Source organism: Bauldia litoralis (assembly GCF_900104485.1).
Classification (GTDB): Bacteria; Pseudomonadota; Alphaproteobacteria; order Rhizobiales; family Kaistiaceae; genus Bauldia; species Bauldia litoralis.
In genome coordinates, this window is the sequence record NZ_FMXQ01000001.1 from 694,491 (window position 1) to 719,115 (window position 24,625).

At 65.9% G+C, this 24,625-nt stretch carries 22 protein-coding genes; 7 read left to right on the plus strand and 15 right to left on the minus strand.

Translation table 11 applies throughout. The features are described 5' to 3' along the window. Positions 1-11 precede the first annotated feature (11 nt). Positions 12-758, minus strand: a complete 747-nt coding sequence (locus BLT60_RS03300; RefSeq protein WP_090874754.1) for an SDR family oxidoreductase — start codon at positions 756-758, stop codon at positions 12-14. Positions 759-888: 130 nt separating this feature from the next. On the opposite strand from BLT60_RS03300, the gene denD reads away from it, so the two are divergent. Beyond that, complete coding sequence (gene denD / locus BLT60_RS03305) at positions 889-1,869, plus strand: D-erythronate dehydrogenase (protein ID WP_090874755.1); 981 nt, start codon at positions 889-891, stop codon at positions 1,867-1,869. A gap of 5 nt (positions 1,870-1,874) precedes the next feature. Here denD and BLT60_RS03310 read toward each other — a convergent pair whose 3' ends face one another. From BLT60_RS03310 to BLT60_RS03355, 10 genes are all read right to left on the minus strand, one after another. Then, positions 1,875-2,846 carry a 2-hydroxyacid dehydrogenase gene (locus BLT60_RS03310; protein WP_090874756.1) on the minus strand — a complete coding sequence of 324 codons (972 nt, stop codon included), beginning with the start codon at positions 2,844-2,846 and terminating at the stop codon, positions 1,875-1,877. A 109-nt stretch (positions 2,847-2,955) separates the two neighbouring features. Continuing rightward, on the minus strand, positions 2,956-3,849 hold the full coding sequence (locus tag BLT60_RS03315) for a DMT family transporter (RefSeq protein ID WP_244521117.1): 894 nt from the start codon (positions 3,847-3,849) through the stop codon (positions 2,956-2,958). A 13-nt stretch (positions 3,850-3,862) separates the two neighbouring features. Then, on the minus strand, positions 3,863-4,618 hold the full coding sequence (locus BLT60_RS03320; protein ID WP_090874758.1) for an SDR family NAD(P)-dependent oxidoreductase: 756 nt from the start codon (positions 4,616-4,618) through the stop codon (positions 3,863-3,865). A gap of 176 nt (positions 4,619-4,794) precedes the next feature. Beyond that, the gene (locus tag BLT60_RS03325) at positions 4,795-5,274 is read right to left on the minus strand and encodes a MarR family winged helix-turn-helix transcriptional regulator (RefSeq protein ID WP_090874759.1); all 480 of its coding nucleotides are present in this window, start codon (positions 5,272-5,274) and stop codon (positions 4,795-4,797) included. A gap of 61 nt (positions 5,275-5,335) precedes the next feature. Further along, entirely contained in the window at positions 5,336-5,917 is a 582-nt protein-coding gene (locus BLT60_RS03330; protein ID WP_090874760.1) for an NAD(P)H-dependent oxidoreductase, read from the minus strand. A gap of 90 nt (positions 5,918-6,007) precedes the next feature. After that, entirely contained in the window at positions 6,008-7,411 is a 1,404-nt protein-coding gene (locus tag BLT60_RS03335; protein ID WP_090874761.1) for an FAD-binding oxidoreductase, read from the minus strand. After that, a complete protein-coding gene (locus BLT60_RS03340; RefSeq protein ID WP_090874762.1) occupies positions 7,408-8,730 on the minus strand; it encodes a cytosine deaminase in 1,323 nt (440 codons plus the stop codon). Before BLT60_RS03340 ends, BLT60_RS03335 begins: the two co-directional genes overlap by 4 nt. A gap of 4 nt (positions 8,731-8,734) precedes the next feature. Further along, positions 8,735-9,556: an ABC transporter permease gene (locus tag BLT60_RS03345; RefSeq protein WP_090874951.1), complete on the minus strand. Its 822-nt coding sequence runs from the start codon at positions 9,554-9,556 to the stop codon at positions 8,735-8,737. Positions 9,557-9,615: 59 nt separating this feature from the next. Beyond that, on the minus strand, positions 9,616-10,446 hold the full coding sequence (locus BLT60_RS03350) for an ABC transporter ATP-binding protein (protein ID WP_090874763.1): 831 nt from the start codon (positions 10,444-10,446) through the stop codon (positions 9,616-9,618). A 127-nt stretch (positions 10,447-10,573) separates the two neighbouring features. Then, positions 10,574-11,590 carry an ABC transporter substrate-binding protein gene (locus tag BLT60_RS03355; RefSeq protein ID WP_090874764.1) on the minus strand — a complete coding sequence of 339 codons (1,017 nt, stop codon included), beginning with the start codon at positions 11,588-11,590 and terminating at the stop codon, positions 10,574-10,576. Between the two features lie 330 nt (positions 11,591-11,920). Here BLT60_RS03355 and BLT60_RS03360 point away from each other — a divergent pair, with 330 nt between their 5' ends. The 5 genes from BLT60_RS03360 (at position 11,921) to BLT60_RS03380 (ending at position 19,745) form a co-directional block, all read left to right on the plus strand. Further along, positions 11,921-12,316 (plus strand): RidA family protein, encoded by a 396-nt coding sequence (locus tag BLT60_RS03360; protein WP_090874952.1) that lies wholly within the window; start codon positions 11,921-11,923, stop codon positions 12,314-12,316. Between the two features lie 153 nt (positions 12,317-12,469). Continuing rightward, positions 12,470-13,813: an 8-oxoguanine deaminase gene (locus BLT60_RS03365; RefSeq protein WP_090874765.1), complete on the plus strand. Its 1,344-nt coding sequence runs from the start codon at positions 12,470-12,472 to the stop codon at positions 13,811-13,813. A gap of 167 nt (positions 13,814-13,980) precedes the next feature. Further along, on the plus strand, positions 13,981-17,460 hold the full coding sequence (locus tag BLT60_RS03370; protein ID WP_090874766.1) for a PAS-domain containing protein: 3,480 nt from the start codon (positions 13,981-13,983) through the stop codon (positions 17,458-17,460). A 114-nt stretch (positions 17,461-17,574) separates the two neighbouring features. Next, entirely contained in the window at positions 17,575-18,372 is a 798-nt protein-coding gene (locus BLT60_RS03375) for a creatininase family protein (protein ID WP_090874767.1), read from the plus strand. Continuing rightward, the gene (locus tag BLT60_RS03380) at positions 18,360-19,745 is read left to right on the plus strand and encodes an FAD-binding oxidoreductase (RefSeq protein ID WP_244521118.1); all 1,386 of its coding nucleotides are present in this window, start codon (positions 18,360-18,362) and stop codon (positions 19,743-19,745) included. Before BLT60_RS03375 ends, BLT60_RS03380 begins: the two co-directional genes overlap by 13 nt. A gap of 11 nt (positions 19,746-19,756) precedes the next feature. Here the strand turns inward: BLT60_RS03380 and BLT60_RS03385 are convergent, their stop codons facing one another. Continuing rightward, positions 19,757-21,313, minus strand: a complete 1,557-nt coding sequence (locus BLT60_RS03385; protein ID WP_090874768.1) for a permease — start codon at positions 21,311-21,313, stop codon at positions 19,757-19,759. Beyond that, positions 21,310-22,062: an ABC transporter ATP-binding protein gene (locus tag BLT60_RS03390; RefSeq protein WP_090874769.1), complete on the minus strand. Its 753-nt coding sequence runs from the start codon at positions 22,060-22,062 to the stop codon at positions 21,310-21,312. The genes BLT60_RS03385 and BLT60_RS03390 overlap by 4 nt, the downstream gene beginning before the upstream one ends. A gap of 62 nt (positions 22,063-22,124) precedes the next feature. On the opposite strand from BLT60_RS03390, the gene BLT60_RS03395 reads away from it, so the two are divergent. Further along, the gene (locus tag BLT60_RS03395; protein WP_090874770.1) at positions 22,125-22,763 is read left to right on the plus strand and encodes a hypothetical protein; all 639 of its coding nucleotides are present in this window, start codon (positions 22,125-22,127) and stop codon (positions 22,761-22,763) included. A gap of 35 nt (positions 22,764-22,798) precedes the next feature. Here the strand turns inward: BLT60_RS03395 and BLT60_RS03400 are convergent, their stop codons facing one another. Next, complete coding sequence (locus BLT60_RS03400; protein ID WP_090874771.1) at positions 22,799-23,551, minus strand: SDR family oxidoreductase; 753 nt, start codon at positions 23,549-23,551, stop codon at positions 22,799-22,801. Between the two features lie 86 nt (positions 23,552-23,637). Then, positions 23,638-24,534: an alpha/beta hydrolase family protein gene (locus tag BLT60_RS03405; RefSeq protein ID WP_090874772.1), complete on the minus strand. Its 897-nt coding sequence runs from the start codon at positions 24,532-24,534 to the stop codon at positions 23,638-23,640. Between the last annotated feature and the right edge of the window lie 91 nt (positions 24,535-24,625).

Sequence of the window (24,625 nt, forward strand, 5' to 3'; positions counted from 1 at the left end):
CCCGCTCCCGGTCATCGCCCGCCGGTCACGTCGAGAATGGCGCCGCTGACATAGGAGGCCTGGTCGGACAGCAGCCAGACGATCGCCTCCCCCACCTCGTCGGCGGTGCCCGGCCGGCCGGCCGGCGTGTCGACGCCAAGCCGTTCGGCCCGCCCCGGATCGCCGCCGCTGGCATGCATGTCGGTGATGATCAGCCCGGGTCGGATGGCGTTCACCCGAATTCCCTCCGGTCCCAGTTCCTTGCAAAGCCCGATGGTCATCGATTCCATCGCGCCCTTGCTGCCGGCATAGTCGACATGCTGGTTCGGTGCGCCGAGCTTGGCCGCCGCCGACGACAGGTTGACGATCGAGCCGCCACGACCGCCGCGGCTCTTCGACATCCGTCGCGCCGCCTCGCGAACCGTGAAATAGGAGCCAAGCACGTTTGTGTCGAATATCCGCCGCATCCGCTCGGCCGTCATGTCGACCAGCGGGCTCATCGGCGACAGCACGCCGGCGTTGTTGACGACCCCGTCGATCGCGCCAAAGGTCTCGGTCGCGCGCTCGAAAAGGTCGATCACCGCGGCCTCATCGGTTACGTCGCCCTTGACGGCGAAGACTTTGCCGCCGAGCGCCTCGGCTTCCGCCGCCGTCGCCTCGGCCGCCGAATCGTTGGCCCGGTAGCTGAAGACCACCGACCAGCCACGCTTCGCCGACAGCCGCACCGCAGATGCGCCAATCCCCCTTGCCCCGCCTGTGACGACGATCGTCTTGCTCATTCTGTCTCCTGCCCCTATCGAATCGGTCGCGGATGGTGACCCACCGCTCCATAGCGGTGTATCAGGGTAACCGACGTTTCAGGGAAAAGCATGCCGGAGAGGCCGGCCGTTCCGCAATTGGGAGTACGAAATGAATATTCTGATCATTGGCGCCGCCGGCATGATCGGCTCGAAGCTGACCAACCGACTGATTGCCGACGGCAATCTCGGCGGCAAGGCGATCGACAAGGTCATTCTCGTCGATGTCGTCGAACCGACAGCGCCGGCCGACGCCCCTTTCGCCACCGAAACAATGGCCGCCGACCTGTCCTCGCCCGGCGTCGCCGCGACGCTGGTCGAGAAGCGCGCTGACGTGATCTTCCACCTCGCGGCCATCGTCTCCGGCGAGGCCGAGGCCGATTTCGAAAAGGGCTACCGCATCAATCTCGACGGGACGCGCTTCCTGTTCGACGCCATCCAGGCCGCCGACGGCTACGTTCCGCGGGTCGTCTTCACCTCGTCGATCGCCGTCTTCGGCGCGCCGTTCCCGGATGCCATTCCGGACGAGTTCCACCATACCCCGCTGACCTCCTACGGCACCCAGAAGGCGATCGGCGAACTGATCCTCTCCGACTATACGCGGCGCGGCTTCATGGATGGCATCGGCATCCGCCTGCCCACCATCTGCGTCCGCCCCGGCAAGCCGAACAAGGCGGCCTCGGGCTTCTTCTCCAGCATCATCCGCGAACCGCTGGCCGGCCAGGAAGTCGTGCTGCCGGTGTCGGAGGACGTCCGCCACTGGCACGCCAGCCCGCGTTCGGCGATCAACTTCCTGATCCATGCCGCGACCATCGATGGCGAGAAGGTCGGCACCCGCCGCAATCTCACCATGCCGGGCCTGTCGGTCACCGTCGGCGAGCAGATCGAGGCGCTTCGCCGCGTCGCTGGCGACAATGTCGTGGCGCGCATCCGGCGCGAACCGGACCCGGTGATCATGAAGATCGTCGAAGGCTGGCCGCGCAACTTCGCCCCGGTCCGCGCCCCGGCGCTCGGCTTCCGCTCCGAGACCGATTTCGAGCAGATCATCCGCGCTCACATCGAGGATGAACTCGGCGGCACCTTCGTCGCCTGAGGGCCCTAGCCCTTCGCTGGCACCGGTGTCTCGGGCACCGGTGTCAGCGGCTTGCCGTTCTCGAACCAGCCCTTGAGGTTGTCGACCATCAGCTTGCCCATCGCATCGCGGGTGTGATGCGAGGCGGAGCCGAGATGGGGAAAGAGCACGACGTTGTCGAGGGCGATCAGCGCCTCCGGGACATGCGGCTCCCTGGCGAAGACGTCGAGCCCGGCCGCCTGGATGGTGCGCGAAGCCAGCGCCTCGATCAGCGCCGGTTCGTCGATCACCGTGCCGCGTCCGACATTGATGACGATACCGTCGGGACCGAGCGCCTTCAGCATGTCCGCGTCGATCAGGTTGGTCGTCTCGGCCGTGCCGGGAACGACGATCACCAGCGTGTCGATCGCCTCGAGCATCGCCTTGAGGTCGCCGTAGTAGCGGTAGCCGGCGTCCGCCTTCTCGCGACGGCTGTGATAGACGACCGGCACCTGCATCGCATCGAGCCGGCGGGCGATCGCCATGCCGATCCGGCCAAGACCGAGGATGCCGACGGTGCGATTGCGCAACGTCGCCTTGGTCAGCGGATAGGCGCCCTCCGTCTCCCAGCGACCGGCACGCAGATACTGTTCGGCCGCCGACAGCTCGCGCACCGTCGTCAAGAGCAGGCCGAGCGCCGTATCGGCGACCTCCTCGGTCAGCACGTCCGGCGTGTTGGTGACGACGATCCCCTTCCCGGCGCAATAATCGAGGTCGATCCCGTCATAGCCGACACCGAAATTGGCGAAGATTTCGAGCCTGGGGAAACGCGCCAGCAGCGCCTTGTCGGCGTGGAAGTGGCCGCCCCGGGCGATGCCGCGAATCCGGTCGCCGGCTTCGGCGGCGATTGTCTCGACGTCGGCCGGCTCGTTGGCGTCGTGGCAGATGAAGTCGCGCTCGAGCGCTTCCCGCGTCGCCGGGCGAACTGCCCCGAGCACCAATATTTCGACCTTGGCCATGACGTCCCCCGGACCTGATGTGGATTGCGACAACGATAATGCATCCATCGCAAAAAGGGGACGCAAGTGTCCACTTTCTCACAGCGATGAAGACAGGCGAGCCCCCGGACTAGTTATCCCCGTGAACCCGTTGGCGATAGAGGATGTAGAGCGCACTGCCGACAATCAGCACGCCGCCCACGATCGTGAAGCGATCGGGCAACTCGCTGAAGAAGACGTAGCCGGCGGTCGTCATCCACAAGAGCTGCGTGTAGATGAACGGCGCCAGCACCGAGGTCGGCGCCAGCCGGTGCGCCTGGATCAGCAGCCAATGGCCGAGTCCGCCGCAGATACCGGTGACGACCAGCAGTCCGGCGATGAACAGCGTCGGTGGCATGACCGCGGTCGGCAGCGAAACCGGCGCAAGGATCAGCGCGGGGACCACCGCCGATATCAGTAGCATCCCCCGCGACGAATCGGTCGACGTCAGGTGGCGCGTCAGCAACAGATAGCCGACATAGCAGAGCATCGCCGCCACCGAGAAAAGCATTGCCGGCTCGAAGGCCGAGGTGCCCGGCCGCATCACCACCAGTACGCCGATGAAGCCGACGACGATCGCCGCCCATCGCCGCGGCCCGACCCATTCCCCGAGGATCGGCCCGGCGAGCGCCGCCGTCACGAAGGCCGAGGAGAACATGATCACCGTCGTCTGGTCGAGACGCAGCGTCCGCAACGCAAGGAAGTTGAAGGCGGTCGACCCGACAAGCATGAGAGCGCGGATGATCTGGGCGACCGGTCGCCGCGTCCGATAGGGCGACCAGTCGAGCCACGGCCGCAGGATCAGAAAGGCAAGCAGGGCGTGAATGACGAACCGCGCCCAGGCGATTTCCAGCGCCGGAAGAAAGGCGGTGGTGTATTTCGCGGCGCTGTCGAGCAGCGTGAACAGCACCATCGCGCCGCAGAACAACGCTATCCCGCGAAGTCGATCCGCGGCTTCTCCGGCATCCTGCGGGGAAACGACCAAGAAATACGATGCCTTAGTAGGTGGCGCGGCCCCCGGATATGTCGAAGGTGAAGCCAGTGGTAAAAGAGCACTCCTCCGATACCATAAACGCGATGGTTGCGGCGATTTCCTCGACCAGGACCAGACGGTTCCGCGGGATTTTCGACAACATGTAATCGATATGCTTCTGGTCGACCTGCTCGAGGATCTTCGTCTTGGCGACGGCCGGCGCGATGGCGTTGATCGCGATGTCGAAGCTGGCGGTTTCCTTGCCGAGCGACTTGGTCATGCCGATCACCCCTGCCTTGGAGGCGGAATAGGCGGCGGCATTGGGGTTGCCTTCCTTGCCGGCGATCGAGGCGATGTTGGCGATCCGCCCGTAATTGCGCTCCATCATCCCCGGCAGCACCGCCTTGCAGGTGTTGAACGGGCCGGTGAGGTTGATGTTGAGGACCTCGGCCCAATGCTCGGGCGTATAGTTCCACAGCGTGTCGGGCCGGCCGGCGATGCCGGCGCTGTTGACCAGGATGTCGATCTTGCCGAAGGCGGCCAGCGTCGCGTCCCGCGCCGTCTCGACCGAAGTCAGGTCGCTGACGTCGACGCCGACGCCGATCGCCTTGCCGCGGGATGACAGCTCGCGAGCAGTCTCGGCCGCGATCGATTCGTTGATGTCCCACAGCGCGACCTCGGCCCCGCTGTCGATCAGGCGTTCCGCCACGGCGCGTCCGATGCCCTGTGCGCCCCCGGTGATGACGGCCGACCGGCCGGAGAAATCGAAAGTGATAGCCATGGACCGGCGTTTCCTTGTTGGTCTTTTGGTGATTGCGTGCGTCCGCCACGATGCGCGACGTGCTTCCGGCGCTGAAAATGCGGCAAAGCAGGGACCGAGGGCAAGTCCTGCTTGGTCGTCAGGGTGATTTGGTCGCGGGAAAATGGCCCGGCGTTGCCGAAACCACCCGCAGAGGCCTAGGCGTCGCCGCCGGCCTTGTCCTCGAGTTCCTTGTCGTCGCCGTTGGCCGCGGCGCCGAGGTTTCGCTCGACCTGCCGCAAGAGCTTGCGCAGCCGCTTGCGGTCCTTGTCGTCGATCCCGGCCAGCGCGTCCTTCTCGATGCGCTTCCACACCTTGTCGATCGAGGAGATCGCTTTCTGGCCGCGTTCGGTCAGGAAGACCATCGCCTGGCGACCATCGCCCTTCGCGGCGCGGCGCTCGACATAGTCCTGCGCGGCAAGCCGGCTGATCATCTTGGTGACGGTTGGCGGCTGGACGCCAAGAGCGCTGGCGAGATCGCTCATCGACTGCCCGTCCTTGGTCTCGAGCGCCTTGAGCAGGTTCTCCTGCCCGGAATGCAGTTCGATGCGGGATAGCCGGCTACCGGCGCGCACCCGATAGACGTGTGCCGCCTGAGCCAGCCTGAAGGTAACCGTGCGTCGGTGATCGAAGCCCATGATTATGCGTCTAAGTGAAAAACATGTCGGTTCGATGACGTTTGAGGCGGCGAAATCGCGCTCAGAAAACACTCATCGTCGCCGATACCTTCTTGATGAAGGCGTCGCGTGTCGCGGCGTTGTTTCGATTCATGTCGTAGAGCGGCAGATAGACCGTCCGCGCCATCGGGTGGATGACCGCCCGCACCGCCCGCTTGGTCACCTTGCGCGGCGGATCGCCGACCAGCATCGCCCGCCAGCGGCTGCCGCCATAGGTGGCGACGGCGGCGAGCTTGCGGATATTGTGCAGCGTCGGCTTGACCTTGCCATCCTTCAGCTCGAACGACACGCCCGGCAGGAAGACCCGGTCGAAGAACCCTTTGAGAATAGCCGGATAGCCGAAATTCCAGACCGGGTGGACCAGCACCAGCGCGTCGGCGGCCAGCACCCGGTCGACATAGGACTCCACCGGCTTCCGGCAGATCGCCTCGTCGTGATAGTTAAGCCGTTCCTCCCGGGACAGCACCGGGTTGAAGCCCTCGGCATAGAGGTCGCAGTCGTCGACGATGTGGCCCGCCTTTGCCAGGCCGTCTAGCACGGCCTGGTGGGTGGCGGCGTTGAAGCTGGTTTCGACCGGATGGGCGAAGACGACGAGAACGCGCATCAGGGAGCCTCTGAGGCGGCTAAGGAGAGAACAGGCATTGCGGCATCCATTTCCTTGAATTGATGATCCGGTCTTGTGCGGCCGGCCGCCTCAGGACGAAGCCCGGAGGCCGGGGAACAGGAAGACCTTGTTCGATTCCCAGTCGAAATCGGGATTTTCCCAGGCAACCATCTTGCCCGGATTGAGCAGGCCCTTCGGATCCGCTTCCCGCTTGAAGGCGAGCTGGACTTCGTTGGTCTGCTTCATGCCACCCTCCTCCAGCGTGTAGCGGTGGGGATTGAAGATCGGACAGCCGTTATCCTCGTGGATGGCGATGATCTCGTCGAGTCGCTCGTCACTGGTGTAGCGAACGATCGGCAATCCGGTGCAGGCGACATTGCCGTCGAAGCGGATGAACTCGAGGTGACCCGGAACTTCGTCGCCGAAGATCTCGGTCATCCGGCCGACCTTCTCGACATGGTCCGGGAAGGGATAGAGCACCTGGAGATAGGTGATCGACGGGTCGACCCTCAGTCCCCTCAACGTCGTGTGGTTCCAGGTCAGTTCATAGACCGGCGGCAGGCCCTTCTTCTCGGCCTCGCTGGCGGTGTCGGAGCGATAGCGGATCTCCGCCTTCTCGCGCGCCGCCAGCGCGAGGAACGGGTCGATGGCATGCGGCGCCACCATCAACAGGACGACCGAGTCGGTCTTCTTCAGGAATTTCTGGTGACGCAGGAAATAGTCATGCGGCACCGGAGCGGCGACCGTTGCGATCTCCTTGAACAACAGCCCGTCGGAATTGGCCAGAAGGTTGGCGAAGCGAACCGCCCGCATGTAGTCGTCGAAGCCGACGACCACGTCGACCCAGTCATAGGCGACGTCGAGCGGCACCTCGACCTCGGTGATGATGCCGTTGGTGCCATAGGCGTGCATCACCTTGTGAAGGTCCCAGCCGCCGAGTTCGAGAACCCGCGGCTCCTCCTCCATCGTCACGATCCGCAGCCTGAGCACATTGCCGAGATCGCGCAAGCCGCCCCAGTTGATCGAGCCGACGCCGCCCGAGCCGCCGGCGATGAAACCGGCCAGCGACGCGGTGTTGTAGGTCGAGGGATGCAGGCGCAATTCCTGCCCTGTCTTGCGGGTCTCGCGATCGATATGGGCAAGCACCGCGCCGGGTTCTGTAACGACGCGGCCGGGCGCGATCGACTTGATCGCGTTCATCTCGGCGAGGTTCAGCACCACCCCGCCGGAGAGCGGCATCGCCTGGCCGTAGTTCCCCGTGCCGGAACCGCGTGGCGTCACCGGCACGCCCTGCGCATAGCAGGCCTTGAGCACCTGGATGACCTCGGCCTCGCTCTTCGGCGTGACGATGAGGTCGCCGGTCACCGCGTCGAGTTCCCGCTTCAGCACTGGCGAATACCAGAAGAAGTCGCGGCTCTTCTGCTTGACGATCGCCGGGTTGTCCTCGGTCCTGATGTCGCCGAGCGCCGCTTTCAGGGCAGAAATATCCGTCATGCCGAGGGCCTCATCAGATCGTCGAGTTCGCGATAGTCGGGCAGCGTCCGGTCGATCGCCGATCCGGCCCGCAGCACCGTCCGGTCTGCCTGCGGCCGGGCCAGCAATTCGGTCCATGTCCGGGCGCGGAAGAGCACCAGGTCGGCGGCGCGGCCGGCGGCGATCGCGCCGTGGTCGTCGCGGCCGATGATCCCGGCCGGCGCCCGGCTGGCGAGCCGCGCCCAGGCGCCGATCGGATGGTCGAGCTGGATGATCCGCACCGCCTCGCGAAACGTCTCCAGCATGTCGAGGTCGCCATAGGCGTAGAACGGGTCGCGGGTATTGTCGGAGGCGACGGCGACGGAAACATCGCGCGCCATCAATTCATGCAGCAGCGTCACCCCGCGCCAGCGCGGCGTCCGCCCGGCGACCCGGCCCTGCAGATACATGTTGCACATCGGCAGCGAGACGACGGCGATCCCTGCCTCGGCGACCCGCTCCATCGTCGCGTCGGCTTCCTCGGCCGGCTGCACCGCCAGCGAGCAGCAATGGCCGGCGACGATCCGGCCCGGAAAGCGGTTGCGGATCGCCGCATCGGCGATGGCGCGGAGCGAACGCGCCGAGGGGTCGCCGGTCTCGTCGACATGGAAGTCGAGGTCGAGCCCGGCCTCCGCCGCCCGCCGCATCATCCCGTCGAGCGCGATGTCGAGATCCGGCATCATGAAGGTCACCGCCCCGAGCACGCCGCCATGTTCGGCGACGACACCGGTGATTTCGTCGGCAAAGCTTTCGTCGAGAAAGAGGTCGATCGGCAGGATCGACACCGCCTGCAGGTCGATCCGCCCGGCCCAGCGCTCCCGCATCTCGGCAAAGACCGGCCAGGAAATCAGGTGCTGTGGCGGCGAGGAATCGAGGTGGGTGCGGAGCAGCGACGTGCCGTGCGCATAGGCCGCCCGCAGGCTGAAATCCATTCGCCGCGCCACGTCCCTGGCCGTCCATTCGGCCTCCCGGTCCGCGGCGACCGCCTCCAGCGCCCCGTCAAAGGTGCCGTCGGGATTGGGCTTGCGCGGCCAGATATGGCCCTTGTCGATATGGGTATGCATGTCGACGAAGGTCGGCCACACCATGCCGCCGTCGAGATCAATGCCGGGAAATGCGGTCTCGCTGCCGGCCGGCGCCACCCGCTCGACGACGCCGTCGCTGACCACGATATCGGCGGGGACCAGCCCGTCGGAGTCGGGCGGCCGCGGCAGGTCGTCGAGAAAGACGCCGGGCACCGTCGCATTGGCCAGGACATAGCGCGGAGCATCGGCCGGCAATACCGCGAAGCCCTTGCTCATCGGCTCAATTCTCCCGCCGGATGGCGCTCTCGTGCCATTTCCTGAGGAGGAGATGGGAGACCATGCTGGTGCAGGCGAAGATCACCACCCCGGTCAGCGACAGGAGGACGAGCGCCGCGAACAGCCGCGGGATGTTCAGCCGGTACTGCGATTCCAGCAGGCGGAAGGCGAGCCCGGAGCCGGCGCCGGCGGTTCCCGCCGCGAACTCGGCGACCACCGCGGCAATCAGCGCCAGCCCGCCGGCGATCTTCAGGCCGGCGAGGAAGTAGGGCAAAGCGCTCGGCAGTTGTAAGTAGTAGAGGGTCTGCCAGCGGCTGGCGCCGTAGAGCTCGTAGAGATTGAGCAGGTTATGGTCGGTGGAGCGCAGCCCCTGCGTCGTGTTGGACAGGATCGGGAAGAAGGCGACGATCCAGGCGCAGATCAGGATCGCGCTCTGGGTGGTCGGCGCATAGATCAGGATCAGCGGCGCGATGGCGACGATCGGCGTCACCTGGAGGATCACGGCATAGGGGTAGAGCGCCAGCTCGATCCACTTCGACTGCGCCATCAGGATCGCCAGCGCCACACCGCCGACCAGCGCGATCGCGAGCGCCGTGAAGGTGATCTTCAGCGTCACCCACAGCGCGCCGAGCAGGATCGGCCAGTCCTCGACAAAGGCCTGCGCCACCCTTCCCGGGCTCGGCAGGATGTAGTGCGGCACCTCGTTGACGGTCACGTAGATCTGCCAGAACACCACCAGGATGAAGAGCATGATCACCGGAACCGAGAAGCGCAGCAGGCGGCCGGCAAGCCCGCCGGGCGGGCGCCGGGCGAGGTCGACGGGCATGTCGCCGTCGTCCGGCCGTGTCTCGATTTCGCCGTTCCGCTTTTCCATCTCGACCGCGGTCATTGGTGTCCGCTGCCTTCCATCGCCGCATGCAGCGCGTCGGAGGTCTTGCGGCAATAGTCGTTATAGGTGGCGGACGTCCGGAATTCCTCCTCGCGCGGATAGGGCGCGTCGATCGACAATTCGTCGAAGACCCGGCCCGGCCGCGCCGCCATCACCACGATGCGGCTCGACAGATAGACCGACTCGAAGACCGAATGGGTGACGAAGATCACCGTCCAGCCGAAGGTCTCCCACAGGTGCAGGAGGTCGTTGTTGAGCTTGAAGCGGGTGATCTCGTCGAGCGCGGCGAACGGCTCGTCCATCAGCAGGAGTTTCGGCCGGGTGATCAGCGCCCGGGCGATCGACACCCGCATCTTCATGCCGCCGGAGAGCTCGCGCGGATAGGAGTCGGCGAATTTCTCGAGCCCGACCATCGCCAGGGCTTCCATCACGTCGCCGCGGGCGGCGGCCTTCGAAACGCCCTTGAGCCGCAGCGGCAGCCAGACATTGCCGAACACGGTCGCCCAGGGCATCAGCGTCGGCTCCTGGAAGACGAAGCCGATCTCGCGCTGGTGCTTGCCGAAAGGGTCGCCGCCGGCGCCCGGCCAGGCGATGGTGCCGGACGTCGTGTCGCCGAGGCCGGCGATGATCCGCAACGCCGTCGACTTGCCGCAGCCCGACGGCCCGAGCAGACTGACGAATTCCCGCTCGCCGATGTCGAGCGACATGTCCTTCAATGCCACCGTGCCGTTGGAGAAGGTCTTGGACACACCGCGCAGGGAAACCAGCGGGGCATGCGGCGACCCTTGCGGGCCGGGGGCGGTCGCGATCGCAGCGTTGTTCAACATGAGCTCCGTTTAACGCCAGGAAGCCGGCGTCGGTCATTCGTGTTTCGGTCGGCGGGGCGCGTGCCCCACCGACCACCCTTGCCGCGCCGTCGGCGCGGGTCGTTCGGCGTCGAGAAGGCTCTCGCCGCTATTTCTTCATGTCCATGCCGACCTTCTTGCAGGAAAAGCTGTCGGTGACGACCGTCGTGTAGTCGATATCGGCCTTGACGACCTCGGCTTCCACCATCTTGTCGTAGAAGCTCTTCACCTGGTCCATCGACAGGCAGCCGATGCCACCTTCCTCGGCCGCGCCCGAATCGATCAGCCCGTAGGACTTCATCTTGTCGAGCGTGAAGGCCAGCTGGCCGTCGGACATCTCCGGATTGTGCTCCTTGATCAGCGCGTTACCGGCCGAATTGTCGCCGTAGAGATAGGTGTACCAGCCGATGATCGAGGCATCGACGAAACGCTGGACGAGGTCCGGGTTGTTGGCGACGAATTCCGACTTCGCCTCGATCATCGTCGAGGGCGTATCGAAGCCGGCATCGGCCATCAGGAATAGCTCGGGCTTGAAGCCGCCCTCGGTCTCGATCGCATAGGGCTCGGAGGTGATGTAGCCCTGCTGCGCCGACATCTTGTCCGCCAGGAACGGCGCCGGGTTGAAGGTATAGGGCTTGATCTGTTCGTCCTTGAAGCCGGGAAAGGCCTTCTTCATCCACTGGAAACCAGTGGAAAACAGATCCTTGCCCATGAAGATCGTCGGCAGCTTGGCGAGATCGCCGAAGGATTTGACGCCCGAGTCGGGGTGCGCGATCAGCACCTGCGGATCCTTCTGGAAGATCGCCGCGACCTCGACGACCGGAATGTCCTGCTCGATCGCCGAGAAGGAACCGATCAGGTTGCCCTGCATGTAGAAATCGATCTTGTCGGCCATCAGCAGCGCCTGGTTCGCCGCACTCGGGCCGCCCTGGACGATCGTCACCTTGAGCCCGTATTTCTCGTAGGTGCCATCGGCGACCGCCTGGTAGAAACCGCCATGCTCGCCCTCGGCCAGCCAGTTGGTGCCGAAGGAGACCTCGTCGAGGTCCTGTGCCATCGCTTGGCCCGCAAAGGCGGCCGCGGCGCCCGCCAGGAGGCTTGGGATCACTGCCTTCAGGATCGTCATGTCGCTGATACTCCGCTTCCCTGTTGATGGCGCGACCGTTCTGGGCTGCGCCGTGAGTGTTTGGTGCTGTCGTCGTTGATCTCGGGCCCGCCGACGGTCGCCGGGCGGGGCCTGGACGGCGTCGACCAGAACTCGCAAGTCACGTGCCATTGGCTCGCCCTGCGACACCCTCGATCTGTCAGGGCTTGCATGCGTCCAGCCACGGCAGCCACAATCTAGGACAAGGCCGCTGCACAAGAAAGCGGCAGCGCTGGCGAAAATGTCGTCCGTCGCTCCGCTTGTCAGCGCCGGCCCACCGATCGTAGCGTTGGTGGATTTGGAATAGGGATGATGCTGAAGCCGATCCTGCCACAGACCATCCGCGCGCCTTTTGCCCGCTACAGCCACGCGATCGAGGTCGCCGCAGGGTCGCGGCTCCTGTTCTGCTCCGGTCAGCTAGGCATGGAGCCCGACGACGCCATCCCGCCGACCGTCGAGGGCCAGGCCGAGCGCTGTTTCGAGAATATCCGCGCGATTCTCGCCGAGGCCCGGCTGTCGATGGCCGATATCGTCCGGATCAACGCCTACGTCACCGGCCGCGAGCACATGGCCGGCTACATGGCGGTTCGCGACCGCTATACCAGCGACCCGCCGCCGGCCTCGACCCTGATGATCGTCGGCGGCTTCACCCGGCCGGAATTCCTTGTCGAGGTCGAGGTCATGGCCGCCGGCGCGGCCGATGGATAGGGGTGTCCCGCCAGGCCACGGCGTCCGGTCGGTGACGATCCCGGTTGCGCCGGAGACCGGCCACGCGCTAAGCCCTCGATCCACGATGACACGTCGAACACCCACCCAACGTGACCGCGCCGCTGGCGCGCACGGCTAGTCGAGGGAGGCCGCATGCGCCTGTGGATCAAGGACCCGATGGCCATCCTCGCGGTGGGCGCCGAGCGCGGCGTTGTCGTCGAGGACGGCAAGATCGCCGAACTCGTCGGGCGCGGCTCCAGCCCCGGCAAGCCGGTCGACCAGACCTATGACGCCGGTCGCCACGTCGTCATACCCGGGCTGATCAACACCCATCACCATTTCTTCCAGACGCTGACTCGCGCCCACCCGGAGGCGATCAACAAGGAACTGTTTCCCTGGCTGAAGGCGCTCTATCCGATCTGGGCCAAATACGTCACGCCGGAGGCCTTCCGCCTCGCCACCCGCCTGTCGCTGACCGAACTGATGATGTCAGGCTGCACCTGCGTTTCCGACCACCACTACCTCTATCCTGACGGCCTCGAAGACGCGATGGACATCCAGGCCGAGGAAGCCGGCAAGCTCGGCATCCGCATGACGCTGACCCGCGGCTCGATGAACCTGTCGGAGAAGGACGGCGGCCTGCCGCCCGACACCATCGTCCAGGACGAGGACACCATCCTGGCCGACTGCGAGCGGGTTCTGTCGCGCTATCACGACCCCAACGCCGGCGCGATGCTCCAGGTCGCACTGGCGCCCTGCGCGCCCTTCACCGTCAGCAAGCGCCTGATGGTCGATTCCGTCGGCCTCGCCGAGCGGTTCGATTGCCGGCTCCATACCCATCTCGCCGAAACCAATGACGAGAACGAATACTGCCTCGAGCATTTCGGCTGTCGTCCGGTCGACTATCTCGAGGAATGCGGCTGGATGAACGAGCGCGTCTGGCTCGCCCACGGCATCCATTTCAACGACGACGAGATCAGGCGGCTCGGCCGTCATCACGTCGGCGTCTGTCACTGCCCCACGTCCAACATGACCCTGGCCTCCGGCCAGTGCCGTACCCGCGAACTCGAAGCCGCCGGCAGCCCGGTCGGGCTCGGGGTCGACGGATCGGCCTCCAATGACAATTCGAACCTGATGGAAAGCCTGCGTCACGCCCTGATGATCAACCGGCTGACCTATGACGCCGCCTCGGTCAGCCATCTCGACACCTTCCGCTGGGCAAGCGAGGGCTCGGCCCGTTGTCTCGGTCGCGATGACATCGGCGTCATCGCTGCCGGGAAGCAGGCCGATCTCGGCTTCTATACCCTTGATGAACTTCGGTTTTCCGGCGCGGGCGACCCGATCGCCGCGCTGGTGATGTGCGGCGCCCATGCAGCCGACCGGGTGATGGTCGGCGGGGTGTGGCAGGTCGAGGACGGCCAGCCGGCCGGTGTCGACGTCGCCCGCCTGCGTTCCGAGCACGGTGCCGCTGCCAAGGCTTTCCTCGAGGCGCTCTGACCTGGGGGTTAACTGTTTGCTCACCGCGATCAAATGCGGCGTACGGTGCGTGATCCTTTGCCGGGGGGAGCCCGTGGCATTTTAAGCTGCCGTTAAGCGTCGTTCTCTACCGGTGATAGGTCATACATAAGGGGATACCCCCTTTGTCCATCGCGCCGGGGAGGCTCGTGATCAGGCCCGAACAGACCCATCCGCACCTCGTCGGCAGCGACCAGCCGCCGCGAACGGGCATGGCGCGGCTGGGATCGATCGGTGCGCGATGGCTCGCCCACGGGCTTGGCCGACCGATCGAGCGGTTTGGCGCCGCGCTTCGCCGGCTCGCCGCGGACAATGGTGGCCGACCCCACTTCGAAGCTGATCGCGAGCGCCGTCGGTTCGCTCTGGCGGTCAAGAGCATGCCGATCGGCCTCTGCCTCTTTGACGCCGACCATCGTCTGGTGATCTGCAACCGGCGCTATGCGGAGATGTACGGCCTGCCGGATTCGCTGATCCGGCCGGGAACGCATTGGCACGAAATCATCCGCTTCTGGATCCGGATCGAGAACTACGACGCCGAGCAGGCCGAGGCGTTTTTCGAACGGCTCGACCGCGCTTCGTACCAGAACCACGTCTCGACCGAGACGATCCACCTCCCGGGCAATCGCGCCTACAACCTCCTTCATCAGCCGCTTGAGGGCGGCGGCTGGGTCGCGACCCATGAGGATGTCAGCGAGCGGCACCAGGCCGAGCGGGAAATCGCCCGCCTCGGCGAAGAGGCCGAAACCGAGCGCCGTCGCCTCGAGGCGGCGCTGACCAACATGCCGATCGGCCTGACCATGTTCGACGCTGACAAGCGTCTCATCACCGCCAACCCGAGTTTTCGCCGCCTCTACGATTTGCCCGACCATCTCGTCAGGCCGGGGACCCCGTTTCGGGATATCCTGGAGCATCGGATCACGACGGGCCGCTACCCCGGCGGTGATCCGACGACGTGGATCGCGGACCTTATGGATGTCGTTGATCGCCACGAAGCGTTGCGCGATGTCCTGACCTTCCGGAACGGAAGCACGATGCGCATCGTTCATCAGCCGACCCCCGAGGGTGGCTGGGTGACGATCCACGAGGATGTGACCGAGCGATACGGTGCGCAACTGGAGATCGCGCGCCTTGGCGAGGAAGCCGAGGTCGAGCGACAGCGGCTCGAAGCGGCCCTGTCCAACATGCCGATCGGCCTGACCATGTTTGACGGCGAGAAGCGCCTGATCACGACCAACAGGCGATACGCCGAACTCTACGGGCTCCCGGATCACCTTCTGAAGCCAGGCACCCCGTTCCGCGATTTGATGGACTTTCGCATCCGTGACGGGAGCTTTCCCGCCGACGGTGCAGAGGAATGGGTTCAGGAGCTCTTCGGTGTCGTTGAGCGTGGCGAGTCCACGCGCGACCTCACCGAGCTCAAAAACGGCCGTTTCGTCAGCATCATCCATGAACCGATGGTTGGCGGCGGATGGATCGCCACCCACGAGGATGTGACCGAGCGCCATCTGGCGGACCGGGAGATCAACCGCCTCGCCGACGAGGCGGAACGCGAGCGGCGGCGCCTCGACACCGCGATGAGCAACATGCCGATCGGCGTCTGCTTGTTCGATGGCGACAAGCGGCTGATTGCGGCGAACAGCCACTATGCGGAGATGTACCGGCTGGCGGCAGATCGGCTGGTGCCGGGAATGACTGTCCATGAGGTGCTCGCCCTTCATGTCGAGGCCGGCAACAACGGGGAGTCCGATCCGGACGAATGGACGGCCGAAGCGCTGCGTATCGCCCATCTCTCCTCCGATTGGCGTGGAATCAAGCCGACCGCGAGCGGACGGACCCACAGCATCCTGATCAAGCCGTTGAACGGCGGCGGCTGGGTCTCGACCCATGAGGACGTCACCGAGCGATTTGAGGCGCAGCAGGAAATCCTGCGTCTCGGCGAGGAGGCGGAGATCGAGCGGCAGCGCCTCAACGCGGCGGTCAACAACATGCCGATCGGCCTCGTCATGTTCGACGCCGAGCAACGGCTCATCGTCGCCAACGGCCGCTATGCGGAAATGTACAGGATGCCGCGCCGCCTCACCGCGCCGGGCACGCCGCTGGAAGCGATCCTCGCGCAGAGGACCAGCGCTGGCGAATTCGGCGGACCGGATGCAGCAGCCTATGATCGTTTCGTCCGGAAGATGGTCGACCAGCGTGAGCCGGCCAGCGACATTCTGCGCTTCCGCGATGGCCGCATCTTCAGCCTTGTCTTTCAACCGATGAAGGACGGCGGCTGGGTCACGACCCATGAAGACGTCACCGACCGCCAGAAGGCGCAGGCGCAGATCGCCCACATGGCGCATCACGACTACCTGACCGATCTGCCCAATCGCGTTCTTTTCCGGGAGCGGATCGAACAGGCGCTGGCCCGCGACGGCGCTGGCAAGGGCGTCGCCGTTCTTTGCCTGGATCTCGATCACTTCAAGGCGGTGAACGATACGCTCGGACATCCCGTCGGCGACAAGCTGCTGCAGGCGGCGGCAAGGCGGCTTTCGGCCCTCGACGGCGATGACCTGACCGTCGCACGGCTTGGCGGCGACGAATTCGCGCTTCTCCAGATCGGGGCCGATCAGCCCAAGGCGGCGCGAAAGCTGGCCCAACAGATCATTGAGGACCTCTCAGCTCCCTACAAGCTCGATGGACATCAGGTCGTCACCGGCGTCAGCATCGGCATCGCCGTTGCCCCCGACGATGGCGACACCGCAGACAAGCTGCTGAAGAACGGCGACATGGCGCTCTATCGCGCCAAGGGCGATGGACGCGGCCTCTTCCGCTTCTTCGAATCGGAAATGGATGCGCGGATGCAGGCGCGCCGGGCGCTTGAGGTCGACCTCCGCCGCGCCACCGAACAGCACGAGTTCGAGCTTTACTACCAGCCGCAATTCAACCTTGGCACCGGGAGCGTCACCGGATTCGAGGCGCTTCTGCGCTGGCGCCATCCGGATCGAGGTCTCGTCTCGCCGGCGGAATTCATTCCGCTCGCAGAAGAAACCGGTTTGATCCTGCCGATCGGCGAGTGGGTCTTGGCCAAGGCGTGCGCCGAGGCGGCGAAATGGCCCTCCACCGTGACGGTTGCGGTCAACCTGTCGCCGGTGCAGTTCCGGTCCGCGCACGTCCTTCGGGCCGTCGTCTCAGCGCTGTCGGACTCGGGTCTCCCGGCCCATCGCCTCGAACTCGAAATCACCGAGAGCGTCCTGCTCATGGAGACCGAGTCGACGCTGGCGCTTCTCAACCAGCTCCACATCCTCGGTGTCCGCATCTCGATGGACGATTTCGGCACCGGCTATTCCAGCCTGGGCTACCTGCAGAAATTCCGCTTCGACAAGATCAAGATCGATCGCGAATTCATCAAGGGCATCTGCGAAGACGAGAAGTCGCTGGCGATCATCAAGGCGGTGACCGGGCTGAGCGCCAGCATGGGCATCGCCACCACCGCGGAAGGCGTCGAGACCCAGGCGCAGCTATCGCGGGTCAAGGCCGAAGGCTGCACCGAGGTGCAGGGCTTCCTCACCGGCCGGCCGATGGCGGCCCGCGACGCGATGGCGTTGCTTCAGGCTCCCTCGCGCGTCATGCAGACCGACGCCGCCTGACGACCTTTTTCCCGAACGAGCCGGGCAATGGGCGAAGATCGTGTTGTAGGGGGCCCTCTCTCGGCTTAACGTCTCTTTCTGCCATCCACATCATTCAAGCAGGCCCGGAGACGCATGAAACCCACCCGGTATTGGCAGGACATGACCACGCGTGACTTCGCGGAGGGCGACACGGCGAGCTGGATCGCCGTCCTTCCGGTTGCCGCGATCGAACAGCACGGGCCACATCTGCCGGTCGCCACCGACACCGCGATTGCCGAGGGCATGATCGCCCGCGCGACCGAGTTGCTGCCGAACGACCTGCCGGTGACCTTCCTGCCCGTCCAGGCGGTCGGCAAGTCGAACGAGCACATCTCCTCGCCAGGTACCCTGACCACGACCTGGGACACCGCGACGAAATTCTGGCTCGACCTTGGCGACAGCGTCCGGCGCGCCGGCGTCGGCAAGCTGATCATCATCAATTCCCACGGCGGCAACGTGCCGATGATTGACATCGTCTGCCGCGAATTGCGCGTCCGCCACGACATGCTCGCCGTCGGCACCGCCTGGTCGCGCTTCGGCCACCCCGAAGGCGCTCTCGCCGCCGAGGAGGCGCTCTACGGCATCCATGGCGGCGACATCGAAACCTCGATCATGCTGCACCTGCGCCCCGATCTGGTGCGGATGGAAAACGCCATCGACTTCCGCTCGGCGCAACTCGATTTCATCGACGAGTTCACGCACCTGCGCGCCCACGGCCCCGTCCAGTTCGGCTGGAAGGCGCAGGATCTCGGCCCCGACGGCACCGTCGGCAATGCCGCCGCGGCCACCGCCGAACGCGGCAAGGCCGTGGTCGACCATCAGGCCCGCGCCTTCGTTGACCTCTGTCGCGATGTCCACGCCTTCAGTCTCGATCGCCTATGGAAGCCCTGACCGCCAGCCCCATCAACGGCCTGCGCGAGGCGCTCAGCGGCATCGCCATGGCCGAGGATCCGGCGACCCTGCGCCTCAAGAGCCGCGACTTCTTCTGGTTTTCGCCCATCCTCAAGCCGCTGCTTGAAGGCCGCGAGGCGGCGCTCGTCGCCATGCCGCGGACCCGCGACGAGGTGATCCGCATCGCCGCGGCGGCAGCCCGCCATCGCGTTCCGGTTACCGTCCGTGGCGGCGGTACCGGCAACTACGGCCAGGCCGTACCGCTCGAAGGCGGCCTGCTTCTCGATCTCTCCGGCCTCGATCGCGTCGTCTGGGCAAGGCCCGGCGTCGGGCGGTTCGAGGCCGGCGCCCGCCTCCTCGAAATCGACCGGGCGCTCCGCGACCAGCCGGAGGCATCCGGCCGCTGGGAACTCCGCTTTCACCCCTCGACCCGCAAGCAGGCGACGATCGGCGGCTTTATCGCCGGTGGCGCCGCCGGGTGCGGCTCCTGCACCTGGGGCCAGATATCCGATCCCGGCGCCGTCCTCGCCGTGCAGGTCGTCACCCTCGAGGAGACGCCGCGCGTCCTCGAGCTACGCGGCAGCGACGTGCTGAAGGTTCTCCACGCCTATGGCGTCAACGGCATCATCACCGAGATCGAGGTGCCGCTGGCGCCGTGGCAGCCCTGGGCGGAGCGGATTCTCGCCTTCCCGACACTGGGCGACGCCGCCCGCTTCGGCTGGGCCCTGGCGGCCGCCGAGGGGATCGCCAAGAAAGAGATCGGCATCTTCGATCGCCGCATCCCGCCGATGCTGAAGCGCGTCGCGCCGCTGATGCCGGGCGGTCAGGCGATGGCGATCGTCATGGTCTCGGAGCCGCAAGCCGCCGCACTTGCCGACTGCGCCGCCGATCACGGCGGCAGCGTCGTCTACGAAAGGGATCCGGAGGAAGCCGAGGGCGCCGCCTTCGACGGCAAGGGGACCATGCCCCCGCTCTACGAATACACCTGGAACCACACGACCCTGCATGCCCTGAAGGTCGAATCGGCCATCACCTACCTGCAGGTCCGCTTTCCCGAAGGCGGCGAACTGGCGCTTGTCGAGGCGATGGAGAAGCGCTTTGGCGACGAACTGCTGCTCCACCTCGAATTCCAGCGACGCTTCGGCCGCGTCTTCGTCTCCAGCCTGCCCCTCCTCCGCTTCCGCTCGCCCGAGCGACTTGGAGAAATCGTGGCCGAGGTCGAGACGATGGGCGGCGCGGTATCGAACCCGCATACCTACGTCCTCGACAATGCCGGCTGGAAGCGCACCGACGCGCCCCAGGCCCGCTTCAAGGCGCTCGCCGATCCCCACGGCCTGATGAATCCCGGCAAGCTGCTGGAACAGACCAGGTAGGAACTGAAGCGTTACGCCGGCCGGGCGATCAGTTGCGCCTTCGCCGGGCGCGGATGGATCATCCACGCCACGAGCAGGACGAACAGCGCCGCGATGCCGCTGCCGATCGCGAACCAGGTCCCGGCGGCGGCCAGGCCGGCGGTCGCCGCCCAGGCCATCGACGACAGCGCCTCGGCGAATGTCGCGACCCGCGACGAGGTCTGGCGACGGCGGAAATGACTGCGCTTCGCCTGTCCCTTGAACAGGAGCTGGATCGTCGTCGACGCGGTCGCCGCGATGGCGATGGCGACGGCCGTCACCAGCGCCGCCCAGGGCGCCGACAGGGCAAGCAGGATGACCAGCGGCGACGAGACGACGGCGATCGCGCCGAGCACCGCCTCGACCTTGGCGCGGATGATCATGCGCGTCGGCACCGGCGCGGTGGCGATCAGGTCGGGCGCGTCCTCGCCGGATACCGCGAGCCATGCGAGCCCGCCGGCAAGTTGACCGGCCGCCACCACGAGTACCGGCACGATGACGATGATCGTGTCGCCGTCCTCGCCGAACTTGCGCCACAGCAGCAGCGCCGGCGGCAGCAGGTAGAGGAGCTGCATCAGTGTCTGGGAGATCAGCCATGGATCGCGCAGGAGCAGGGTCCATTCCTTGCGGCGCAGCACCTGCATTGCCGACAGCGCGCGGAACTTGCGCTGTTTCGCCTGGGCCCGCATCCGCAGTTCCGTCACCCCCGCGGTGGCGATCGCATAATCGGCGAAGCGGGTGGCGAAGAGCGCGATCGCCCCGGCCAGCACGAGCGCCGCGAGGGCGAGCATGGGGATCAGGGCGTCGACATCGCCGGTCAGCGCCCGCGCCGGCAGCCAGACGATGCTTTCGACCGGCGGCAGCAACTCGGCGAATTTTTCCGACTGCAGGATGGCAAAGCGCGAGATCGTGCCGTTGGTCAGGATCGCCGCGGCCTGCAGGCCGATGACGAAGGTGGCGCCGACGATCGCCGCGACCACCTGCGCCACGAAGCGCGCCCGGCGCGGCCCGATGACATGGAAGAGCAGGATGCTGATGCCGACGGCGAAGGCGGTGGCGAAGCAGGCGGCGACGCCGGCCATGCCATAGGCGGTCAGCCATCGCGCCCCGCCCTTGATCACCAGGATGTTGATGAAGGGGCCGGCCAGCAGCACCGCCATCGCAAAGGTGGTGAAGGCGATCGCCATGATGCGGATCGAGAAGACCTTCGGCGCGACGGCGGGCGAGGTGAGGATCAGGTCGAGGTCGGCGCGGGCATAGAAGGCACGGGTCACTGCCTCCAGCGCCTGCGAGATCATCAGCGACGACGCCAGGATGCCGATCGCCGTGGCGTAGACCAGCACGTCGCGCTCGGGGTCGATGCCGACATTGGCCAGGCTGCCGACCACGTAATTCGCCAACCCATGCATCAGCCCGGCGAAGATCAGGAAGCCGATGACGATGCCGAAGGTCCGGCGGCGCCGGCCGGCGGTGATCATCGAGATGAAGTCGCGCCAGGCCAGCCGCACCTCGTGGTGGGCGAACCAGAGAACCGTGCCGGGCTGGCTCATGCCGCCGCGCTCGTCTCTTCGGTGATGTCGAGGAAGATGTCCTCGAGGCTGGATTCGCCGCGACCCGCCTTGAGCCGCAACTCGGCCAGCGTCCCCTCGGCGATCAGCCGGCCGTGGGCAATGACGCCGATCCGCTCGGCCATCCGCTCGGCCACTTCGAGGATATGGGTGGTCATGATCACGGTCGCGCCGTTCCGCACCCGCTCGGCCAGCACGTCCTTCACCAGCCGCGCCGACCGCGCGTCGAGGCCGGTCAGCGGCTCGTCCAGGATGATCAGCCGCGGCTCATGCACCAGCGCCCCGGCAAGGGCGACCTTCTGGCGCATGCCCTTGGAAAATCCCTCGCAGCGATCCTGTGCATGCGGCCCGAGCCCGAGCCACGAGCAAAGCTCCAGCGCTCGGGCTTCCGCCGTCGATGTCTCGATTCCCCATAGCCCGGCGACGAATTCGAGATACTCGATCGGCGTCAGCTTGTCGTAGATCATCGGCTCGTCGGAGACCCAAGCGGTCATCCGCTTCGCTGCAACCGGGTCGGCCAGCGCATCGACGCCGAAGATCGAGATCGCCCCGGCGTCCGGCTTCAGGAGCCCCGCCACCATGCGCAGGGTCGTCGTCTTGCCGGCGCCGTTCGGCCCGAGCAGCGAATAGAATTCGCCGCCATGGATCGTCAGGTCGAGTTCGTCGACCGCCGGACGATCGTAGCATTTGGTCAGGCCCTGGACGCTGAGCGCGGATGTGATCGGGGTCATGGCTACCGGTGTGATGGAGGAGTAATCTCCGCCACCACTATCGCACCGATGGTTTCAGCCAGGTGAATCCAAAAGGGCAAATATCCGCCGTTTCAGGAACGCCGGCCGACGCGCCGCTGCCGCCGGAACACCATGCGCTTCATCTGCGCGAAGGCGCCGCGCGCTTCGCCTGGCGCCTGCGCGACGAGGGCGTCACCCTCACCGCATCCGGTCTCGAATGGACGGCCGACGGCATCCGCCGCAACCTTGCCTACACGGAGATTGTCGAGATTCGCCTCCAGACCGGCCATATCCCCCGATCCGGCGACTTCGGCGCGTGCGCGATAAAATTCCGCAACGGCGTCCTGCTGACCGTCAACAGCCTCAACAGCTGGGGGACGCCGGACGACGAACGCGTCGGTCCCTACATCGTCTTCGTCGAGGACCTTCACGCCCGTCTCGGGCAGGAAGACCGCGGGCGCATCCGCTTCCTTGCCGGCAATACCGATGGCCGCTACCGCTTCGGCGTCTTCGCCGCGGTTCTCGCCGGCGCCTTCTTCGTCGTGCTGCCGCTGGTTCTCGTCTTCGTCACCGGCGAGGGCGAGGCGCTGTTCCTGACCCTGGCAGGCGTCTTCTTCGTCTATCCGGTGATCCGCGTCATCCGCAAGAACGAGCCGCGCAGCTACAATCCGCAGCGGCTGGACGACGATTTGTTTCCGTGATCGGAGGCGGGCTGGCCCGCCTCCCGAGCGCAGCGCTAGAGCGCGAAGCCGCCGTCGGAGAGGAAGACCTGGCCGGTGGAGTAGCTCGACTCGTCGCTGGCGAGGTAGAGCGCCAGCCCGGCGATCTCCTCGGCGGTGCCGAGGCGGCCCATCGGCTGGCGGTCGATGAAAGCCTGACGGATTTCCTCGACCGGCTTGCCGGTTTCCTTCGCCAGCGTCTCGATCCGTCCGTCGAGCGACGGCGACTGGATCGTGCCGGGGCAGATCGCATTGGCGCGGATGCCCTGGCGGATGAAGTCGGCGGCGACCGACTTTGTCAGGCCGATCACGGCCGCCTTCGAGGCGCCGTAGACGTAGCGGTTCGGGATGCCGCGCACCGAGGAGGCGCCGGAGGAAATGTTGACGATCGAGCCCTTGCCGCGCTCCAGCATGCCGGGCAGGAAGGCGCGGATGGTGCGGTGCATCGCCTTGGCGTTGATGTCGAAGGAGAAATCCCAGTCTTCGTCCGAGGTGGTCAGCACCGTGCCATGGTGAACGAAACCCGCGCAATTGTAGAGGACGTCGATCGGCCCGATATCGGCGGCCAGCGCGTCGACGGCAGCGGTGTCCCGGACATCGAGCTTGGCCGTGCGGGCAATGCCGTGATCGCCGAGATCGGCCATCAGATCGAGGTTGATGTCGGTGGCGATCACTTCGGCGCCCTCGGCGGCGAAGAGCAGCGCGGTCGCCCGGCCGATGCCGGCGCCCGACGCGGTGAGAAACGCCCGCTTTCCCTTGAGACGGTCCATAACAAATCCCCCTGTCGTTCTTGCCTGCTGAAAAATTGCGCGGACCATGGTGCAGCGACCCGGCCCCGGTCAAGGGGCGAACCGCCTCACCCGCCTTTTGTCTCGAGCATCCAGTTGAGCGTGGTGCGCCAGTCGACCATTCGCCAGGACAACCCGTGGGTGCCGGCGCTGAAAAGCACATAACGGATCGGGTAGTCCGGCACGGCCTTCTTCAGCGCGATGAAGAGGTCGCGCTGCCCTTTCCAGCCGACTCGCGTATCCTCGCGGCTGCCGGTGATCAGGATCGGAATCCGCTCGGCAGGCGGAAGCGCGGCGGCGAAGCGGATGTCGTCGCCGTCCATCACCGGATCGAGCAGCAGCACCCCGCCAAGCAGCGGCCGCACCGAGTCGTCGCGGATCAGCCGCCAGCAGAGCGAGGCTCCCATCGAGCCGCAGGCGAGGAAGACGGGCGCACCCGGCGACATCACGGAGCCGAAGTTGATGAGGTCGCGCATCTCTTCTGCGCCGCCGGTGCGGAAATTCGAGAAGCTCGGGGACAGGTAGACGCCGTCATTCCGCATCATCAGGTTCTTGATGCGGTTGAAATTGCCGCCGTGGATCCAGTCGTCGACGCCGGTGTCCCGGCCGCTCCCGAGCCCGTGGACAAAGACGACGATGGCCTTTGCGCCGCCATCGACCTTTCCGACCGCGTAGTAGCTGATCGTCTTGCGGCCAAACTTCACCGTGCGGTCGGCGGTGACGGCGTCGGTGTCGAGCGAGACATAGTCCTGCTTGACCCTTTCGCCCCGCACCGCGTCCCGCGCGTCGAGATCGCGCGGCCGGTCATACTCGACCTCGAGATAGTCGCCATCGAACTGCGAATCGAGAATGCGCGGATAGGCAAAGAGCTCGTCCTTGTAGGGCGCCAGCTGATACGGCGCAGACGATGCAGGCGCGCTCAAGTACAGAGTCGAGATCACCAGCAAGGCGAACAGTCGCCACATGTCCCGCCGCCAATGTCGAACGGCTCGCCAACCCTCCCCTTGTGGGAGGGTCAAAACCGCGAAGCGGTTTTGGGGAGGGGTCGTCCCCTCT